Below are 8,274 nucleotides of genomic sequence, written 5' to 3'. Positions count from 1 at the left end.
CGCCCATATTGTTTTCTATAATGGAATAGGCCGAGTTGTTTGAGATTCCAGGAACACTAGATGAAAGTCCGGTCGAGACCACGCCCGGTAGTTTTTTCAGATCCTCTTTTAGCACATCGAGTTGCGGGGAGATGTCGGTTTCCATAACCACTAGCTGTTCTTTATCGAAACCAAGTTCTTGATGCTGCATAAAGTTCATTTGGTTGTAAATAACCACGGTTCCCACCATCAGGGCTATAGAGATACTGAACTGTGCGACCACCAACACCTTACGTAGCGAGACCCCTTTGTTTCCGGTCGAAAAACTGCCCTTTAGAACACTTACCGGCCTAAAGGAAGAGAGGACAAAAGCAGGATAAGATCCAGCGAGAACCCCCACCGCAAGGGCGATTAAAAATAGTACTGCGAAATGGCCCGATATGTCGGAAACACTGGTTACGATGGTCTTACCCGCTAAAACGGAAAATTGTGGAAGCACAAGCACCGTTAGCAGCACCGTAAAAATGAAGGCGATTATACAGATGATAACGGATTCGCCAATAAACTGAAAGCCCAACTGCCATTTTCCGGCACCTATCACCTTGCGAACACCGACCTCTTTAGCTCTTTCCCCGGACCTTGCCGTGGTCAAGTTGATGAAATTGATACAGGCAATGATCAGAATAAACAGGGCGACCACGGAGAATATGTAGATGAGATTGATATCCCCACTGATTTTTCCACCTCTGGTAGAGCTCAAATACACTGTTTTCAAAGGTTCAAGAGATAGTGCAACAGACATTTTATCGCTCCTGAGATCTTCTCCGATATTTCTTTCGATAAAATCGGGAAATTTGGATTCCAGACGTTTTGGGTCGCTTGCAGGATTCAAAAGCACGTAGGCGGAAGGATCGTACAACCCCCATAGATTGTCAAATTCCGGCATCACGCCTTGGGAATAGGTAGTCATAGAAATAAGAATATCGGCCTGAATATGTGAATTGGCCGGCATTTTCTCCATGATTCCGGTTACCGTAAAATTACGGTCGTCAATATCCTCGTTTTTAATTTTCAGGGTTTGCCCTATCGCCGGGCCGTTGCCAAAATATTTATTGGCCGCCTCCTCGGTAAGAACAATGCTAAAAGGTTCTTTGAGCACACTTCGTTTATCCCCTTGGGTTAGTTCAAAATCGAAAACCCCAAAAAAGGCGGAATCCACAGCGATGGCATTGGGCTCTTTGAACTTGATATCGTTCCTACGGATATCAAGTGTAATATCCATCACCCGAACCGCTTTCTCTATTTCCTCGAACTCCTTTTCCAAATGTGGTGGTACGGCAATTGACGGCCGGTCGATTTCGTTGACATCCGTAGGGGTTTGCATATCGGTCACTACCCTATAAATATTATCTCCTTTCGTATGAAAATTATCGTAGCTCATTTCAAAGGAAACGTACAACAGAATCAAAAAGAAAGCGGTAAGGCCGATGGCGAGGCCTCCAATATTTATCAGAGAGAAGCCTTTTTGCCTCCAGAGGTTCCGCCAAGCGATTTTTAGATAGTTTTTGAACATGATTTTTCGTTTTTTGATTCGATTGATTTATTCCGTCCGCAGACTTTTCACCGGATTCCTGTTCGCCGCTTTCACCGCATGAAAGCTCATCGTCACAACCGCAATAAGCAACGCGATACCGCCTGCAAGGGCGAAAATCCATATGTTCATATCCATGTGATAGGCAAAACCGTCCAACCATTTCGACATAGCGAACCAGGCGAAGGGTGTGGCGACCAGAATCGCGATGCCAACCAGTTTTATAAAGTCTGTGGACAATAATCTTACGATGCTTCCGACCTCAGCGCCCAGTACTTTTCGGATCCCGATTTCCTTGGTCCGTTGCATGGCACTGTAGGTCGCCAAGCCCAACAAACCAAGGCAGGCAATAAGAATGGCCAGACAGGAAAAGATGGTGAAGAGTTGCCTGAACTTGATATCCGCCTCGTACTGTTCATTGAACGAAGTGTCTATAAAACTATAAAGAAAGGGGCGGTGTGGCGCCAATGCCGCCCACTTTTGTTCGATATCGGCAATGGCCTTGGGGAGATTTTTGGATTGTATTTTTAAGGATAAATATCTACTTGCAAAGGGTTGGTACCGCAGCGTCAGAGGTGCCACTTTTTGATGGAGAGATAGGTAGTTAAAGTCTTTCACGACGCCGACGATGACCCCTTCCTTGCCCCATTGTTGGAATTTTTTACCTAGGATGTCCGAGGGATTGGAATATCCAAAACTCCTGGCAGCCGCCTCATTGATGACCAAGGACGAAATGGTATCCGCAGGAAATTCCCTTGAATACGGCCTTCCAGCCGCCATTTTCAGATTGTAATGCGGAATAAAATCTACATCGACCTCGTAGACAAAAGGTTCAAAATGCTCCATCTGCCCTGATGCCGTCTCGATTTCGGTTCCGGCTGCCGGAAAATGACCTCCCGGCACTGTTCTTGACCCTGCGGCGGATTTCACATCGGGAAGACTTTCAAATTCGCTTTTGACCGTTTCCAAACGATTGTTCACTTCACTGTCGTAGTTATAGTCAATGACCAGTTGTTGTTCCCTGTCAAAACCCAAATTCTGTTTCAGCATATGGCCCAACTGGAAATATACGATCAAGGTGCCCGCAATCAAGGCAATGGAAAGACTGAACTGGAAGATGACCAGACCTTTTCTTAGGTTGATTCCTTTTTGGGATGTCCGAAAAACTCCTTTTAAAACGCTTACAGGCTTAAAACTGGAAAGCACAAAAGCGGGATAGCTTCCTGCTAGCAAACCCGTAAACAAGGCCGTTCCGAAATATAGAAGAAGGGTTCGGGTATCCGTGATGTCGGCCATCGAAAAGTGCTTACCGGTGATTTGGCCCATCCCTCTTAAGCAGGCTATTGCCAAAAAAAAACCCAAAGCGGCCGACAAAAGCACCATTAGCAACGATTCACCAAGAAACTGCCGCACCAAATTCCCTTTATCGGCGCCGATCACCTTTCGCACGCCGACTTCCTTTGCCCTTTCCAACGAACGTGCCGTGGCGAGGTTCATAAAGTTGATGCTGGCAATGACGAGTATGAAAAGACCGATGAGCGAAAAAATATAGATATTGGAAATGCTTCCGTTGACCCCGGGCTGGCGTTCCGCACTTGATAGCAGGTAGGCATCCTTCAGTGGTTCGAAGGAAAGGTCATAAAAGTATTCCATTTCATCGGCAGGGCGATTTCGTTTCAAGAATTCTGGCATTTTTGTCTGGAATGTGGCTTGATCGAAATTTTTATCCACTAAAAAATAGGTGTAGAAATCTACATAACCCCAAGCATCGAATATACCCGGTCTCGTCTGATAAAAAGAACTCATGGAAAAGAGGGCATCGAAGCTAAAATGGGAATTCTCCGGTACGTCTTTCATGATACCTGTTACTGTGTATATGCCGTCGTCAGCCCTTCCCCCTACCCCAACTAAAGTCTTGCCCATAGGATCTTCGTTGCCAAAATACCTTTTTGCAGTGCTTTCGGTAAGGACTGCGGAATAAGGTGCTTCTAGCGCAGTCTTGGAATTGCCCGAGGTCAGCGGCCAACTGAACACGTCGAAAACCGTTTCATCGACATAAAAACAATTGCCTTCTTGATATGATTTGTTGTTGTATTCCAACATCACATCCGACCTCCCCGAAAACCGCACCGTTTCAAGAACCTCCGGAAAATCGGCTTTTAATGCCTGGCCTACGGGGGCGTTGCCCCAAATCCATTTATCCTCGGAATTAACGGCGCTGTTATGATGCACCACCCTATAAATCCGGTCGCCCTTCTCATGATAGGTATCGTAAGACAGTTCGTTTTTCACGAACATGGCGATCATTAGAAAGCAGGTCATGCCAATGGCCAGACCGCCGATGTTGATGGCGGAATACCATTTGTTCTTTAGAAGCGTTCGATAGGCGATTTTTAAATAGGTCTGAAGCATGATCATTTGTTTTAGAGTCTCAGCTTCTGAAATAGGGCGGTCGGACTGCGCTGACCTTTCCCACTAGCCCTTAGTCGAAGCTTTAGTGTTTTGTGTTTGTCTTTATCTCATAATTGTTAAATCAAAAGACTTGGCGGCGCTCGCAAATAGGCTCAAGCCAATGGAAATAGGACTTGACGCTATATTTGCTATAGCATTGTCACCCTCCGTTTTTACTCCGATGTTTCTATTTTCATCACTTCTTTTCCTTTCTCTCCCAAGTAATGAACCAGCAACTTTTCATAGACTTTGTAACCGTCATCGACATTGGTAAAAAGTATCAGACCGTTTTTGGTCTCGGGAAATATGAATACAATTGTCTGAGCGCCCTTGTCAGCGCCACCGTGCGATAATGCATATTGGCCGTCTTTGAAATCGTAAATCTCAAAACCAAGTCCAAAATGTTTTCCTTTTGTGCTTTCTACTTGATGTGATGTCATATCAGCAAATACTTCTTCCGAAATTCCATCCCCGTTCATTACGCTGACCAGGAATTTTCCATAATCCTCGATTGTAGTCAATAAATCGTCCGCTCCGTTGGGTGTTCCATTTTTAACCGTCTCATAAGAATTGCCTTGGTTGTCAAACCCTTTGGCAAATCTTGTATCATCCGTAGTTGAATCCCAAATATATCGGGTGTCGGTCATTGATAAGGGTTCGAAGATCAAATCGGTCGCCATTTCATTCAACGACTTCTTAAAGTTACTTTCCAGAGCTTTTCTCAAGTATTCCATTCCTTCTCCCGAATACTGGTATTGTGTGCCCGGCGAAAATTGAAAATTCAACTTTTTCGATTTATCCGAATATCTCCAATTAGGAAAACCGCTTTGATGGCTCAAAATATGTCGGGTGGTCAATTTTTTATTTCTTGGGTCATCGGCAACATCAGGATCGGTCCAATAGTTGAATATTGGCTCGTCCAAATCCCACTTGCCCAAACTGACGAGCTTTAATGCGATCACTGCTGTTACGGGCTTGGCTAGAGAAGCTACGTTGAAAATTGTATTGTAAGGTGCGGTTGTTCCTTTATCAAGTTCGCCAAATACCTTTATCTGTTGAAGTTTGCCGCTATTAATAATTCCAATTCCTAAAGTCGGGATATTGTGTGATTTTAACCATTTCCCCATTTCTTTGTCATTATCGAAAATGGAAGTTGCACTAGTAATTTCAAAATCCGTTTGATGATCATAACTTAGACTTTTAGTAAGTTTCCATTGGCCGTTTTCTAAAAGCCAAACATTTGTAAATTTTGCGGAACTGGCAAAATTTTCTTGTTTTCCCGCTATCGTTTCATAGAATCGATGTGTCCCATTTTGAATTGCCCCATAAACGGTGTCATTTTTATAAAGCGGAAAAATTTGGGTACTTTCCTTAATTAACTCCCTTCTGGATTGGTATTTGTCCGGCGAACCACACAATCCGTTTCTTAGATTATATAAAAATTCCTTCTTGTTTGAAATACCGTCCTTATCGTGTAAAAAATCAAGATTGGCACTCAGTAAATTTTCAAATTGGCGAATGTCGCAGGTATTGAAACCCACATCGAATAAAAGGCTGTCTTTTGAGAGTATGGTTTCATATAAATCCGAGTTTTCTTCAACTTGTCCAAGAAGAAAAGTAGATGTGAGGCATAAAAATGTGATTAGGGTTTTTTTAACTGTTTTATAATTTTTCATACTTGATTTTTCAAATGCTGGGTAAAATAAAAATACGCGCGATAAATTGATGAATAAACTCACTATTACACTTTCTGCAGAGCTGTCAAGTTCCATTTTTCCGCGGGAGGCGAACAACTTCGGATCGCTATCGTTGATTAGGCGATAGACCTGATAGGTCTGTTCTTTGATACTGAACTAAATTCAGCATGAATTGATGAATAAACTCCTAACTACACCCGCGCTTCCATAGCACGATTATGGCTCTCCGTAACAATCTGCCCGTCGAACAGGTTAACCACCCGGTGCGCAAAATGCGAATCATGGTCGGAGTGGGTGACCATCACGATGGTGGTGCCCTCTTGGTTCAGTTCGGTGAGCAGGTTCATGACTTCGAGTCCGTTTTTGGAGTCTAGGTTACCGGTTGGCTCATCGGCTAAGATCAGTTTGGGCTTGGTGACCACGGCCCTGGCAATGGCGACCCGCTGTTGTTGTCCGCCTGATAGCTGATGTGGAAAATGCTTTTCGCGATGGGCGATTTTCATCCGTTCCAACACTTTCATGACCTTCTCGCGGCGGCTGGTCTTGTTTTCCTTTAAATATATAAGAGGCAGCTCTACGTTTTCGAAAACGGTAAGCTCGTCGATCAGGTTAAAGCTCTGGAAAACGAAACCTAGATTCCCTTTCCGCAGTTGGGTACGTTGGCTCTCTTTTAGCCCTGCTACTTCGTTACCGGCAAAGTTGTAACTTCCCTCTGTGGGGTTGTCGAGCATGCCGATGATATTCAGCAGGGTGGACTTACCGCAGCCCGAAGGCCCCATAATGCCAACGAACTCCCCGTCCTCTACTTTGAGGTTTACCTTGTTCAAGGCCAAGGTCTCCACTTCTTCCGTTCGGAAGCTCTTTTTTAAATCTTGGATCTGTATCATATTTGTATTGATTTTAGGTATTCTTATATAAAGATATCTCTACTGCGCTCGGCACAGGCGTAGTCGAGCTGCTCGATGTGACATTCTATTTCAAAACTATCTTCTCGGCTTCCCCGAAACTATCATAGTTACTCGTAATCACCTTCTCCCCATCCTGCAAGCCTTCCAACACTTCATAATATCGGGAGTTCTGCTTTCCTATTCGGATGTTCCGCTTTAGGGCTTCCTCACCATCCGGGCCGACGACGAATATCCATTGACCGCCGGTGCTTTGAAAGAAACTGCCTTTGGGAAGCAACAGGGCCTCGTTTGATTCGCCCAACTGCAACTTGATGTTGTAGCTCTGTCCGGTACGGATGGTCAAAGGCCTACTATCGGTAAAAATGAGGTCGACCTTGAACTTTCCATTGCGGACTTCGGGATATATTTTGCGAAGACGTAAGGGATACTCCTCGCCGTTACGGTCGAGCACAGCGGTCAGGTCCCGGACGACGCGGTCGATATAGTGTTCATCGATGGTCGCCTCGATTTTGTAATCGGTCAGTACGTTGATCTGGCCGATACGTTCGCCCTGGGCGATGCTTTGCCCGATTTCGGCATCCAAGAAGCCCAACTGGCCGTCGGCGGGGGCGCGGACGTTCAAATGATCCAAGCGTTGATAGACCATGCCCAGGGTTTTTTGCATCCTTTCCAGATCGGCATCCAGTCCGGTCAGGGAAGTTTTTCGCAGTTCTTCGTCGTTCTCGGTCTGTAGTTTTACGATGTCGTATTGTTTCTGGGATAGCTCGTAGTTTTCCTTCGATATCTGATATTCTTCCCTTGAAATCAACTCATCCTTATAAAGCGCCTCGTTCTGCTCATAATTCCGTTTGGATTTTTGAAGGTCGGTGCTCACCGTGGCCAATGATTTTCGGCCATCTACCTGTCGTGAATCGAACTGCAATTTCGTCGAGCGCAGATCGTTCTGCTTCAGGGCCAGGTTACTCTCGCTTTGAAGGATATCTTCGTACAGGTTCATGTTCTCCAATTTCAATATAATGTCGCCTTTCTTCACCATGGCGCCTTCCTCGATGAGCTTTTCCTCGACACGGCCGCCCTCATAGGCATCCATATAAATAGTAGCGATCGGGGCCACATTGCCGTTGATGGTGATGTAATCGTCGAACTTGCCCTGGGTAACTTCCGCTACCGAAAGCTTGTCCTTTTCCGTGCGGAAAGTAGAGACCGAACTGGCGAATATCAATTGGTAGCCTGCAAAAAGTATGAGCAGGCTCAAGGCGATATAGCCGTAGTGTTTGGGGCGGAGTCCTTTTTTCTTTTCTAATTGTATGTCCATTTTTTATAATTCTTTTTTGTCCTTTTTGCGAAGGCGGAAATCTGTTTAACTTTAATCATTTAACCCTCATTCTATATCGAACACCGGCAGTCCCCTGTAAAAATCCAAAGTACTTTTGTTTATCTCCGATTTCAGGCGTACCTGAAGGTTCTCGTTCTGTGCGCCGGCAAATAGGTTTTTGGCGGTAAAAAGTTCCAAGGCGTTGATCAGTCCCTTTTCGTACCTTTTTTGGGCGATGGTAAAGGCCAGTTCTTGGGCTTCCATCTTTTGGGTGCTTTGTTCATACTCTACGACCAATGAATTGTAATCCTGTACCAAGGTCTGAATGGCCTG

6 protein-coding genes are annotated in these 8,274 nt (G+C 45.0%); all 6 read right to left on the bottom strand.

Annotation, left to right across the window (positions count from 1 at the left end):
- Positions 1-1,552, bottom strand: a 1,552-nt coding sequence (locus ACEW8S_RS08415) for an ABC transporter permease (RefSeq protein ID WP_373517715.1), incomplete at its 3' end; no start/stop codon positions are given.
- A 27-nt stretch (positions 1,553-1,579) separates the two neighbouring features.
- Positions 1,580-3,982, bottom strand: a complete 2,403-nt coding sequence (locus tag ACEW8S_RS08410; RefSeq protein ID WP_373517714.1) for an ABC transporter permease — start codon at positions 3,980-3,982, stop codon at positions 1,580-1,582.
- Positions 3,983-4,194: 212 nt separating this feature from the next.
- Positions 4,195-5,793: a serine hydrolase gene (locus ACEW8S_RS08405; RefSeq protein WP_373517713.1), complete on the bottom strand. Its 1,599-nt coding sequence runs from the start codon at positions 5,791-5,793 to the stop codon at positions 4,195-4,197.
- A 116-nt stretch (positions 5,794-5,909) separates the two neighbouring features.
- Positions 5,910-6,605 carry an ABC transporter ATP-binding protein gene (locus tag ACEW8S_RS08400; protein WP_373517712.1) on the bottom strand — a complete coding sequence of 232 codons (696 nt, stop codon included), beginning with the start codon at positions 6,603-6,605 and terminating at the stop codon, positions 5,910-5,912.
- 85 nt (positions 6,606-6,690) lie between these two features.
- Complete coding sequence (locus tag ACEW8S_RS08395) at positions 6,691-7,941, bottom strand: efflux RND transporter periplasmic adaptor subunit (RefSeq protein WP_373517711.1); 1,251 nt, start codon at positions 7,939-7,941, stop codon at positions 6,691-6,693.
- Between the two features lie 66 nt (positions 7,942-8,007).
- The coding region (locus ACEW8S_RS08390; protein WP_373517710.1) for a TolC family protein at positions 8,008-8,274 on the bottom strand (267 nt) is incomplete at its 5' end.

This window comes from Pricia sp., assembly GCF_041745955.1.
Taxonomy (GTDB): domain Bacteria; phylum Bacteroidota; class Bacteroidia; order Flavobacteriales; family Flavobacteriaceae; genus Pricia.
Note: the sequence above shows the minus strand (reverse complement) of the source record. Positions and strands in the feature narration are given on the sequence as shown.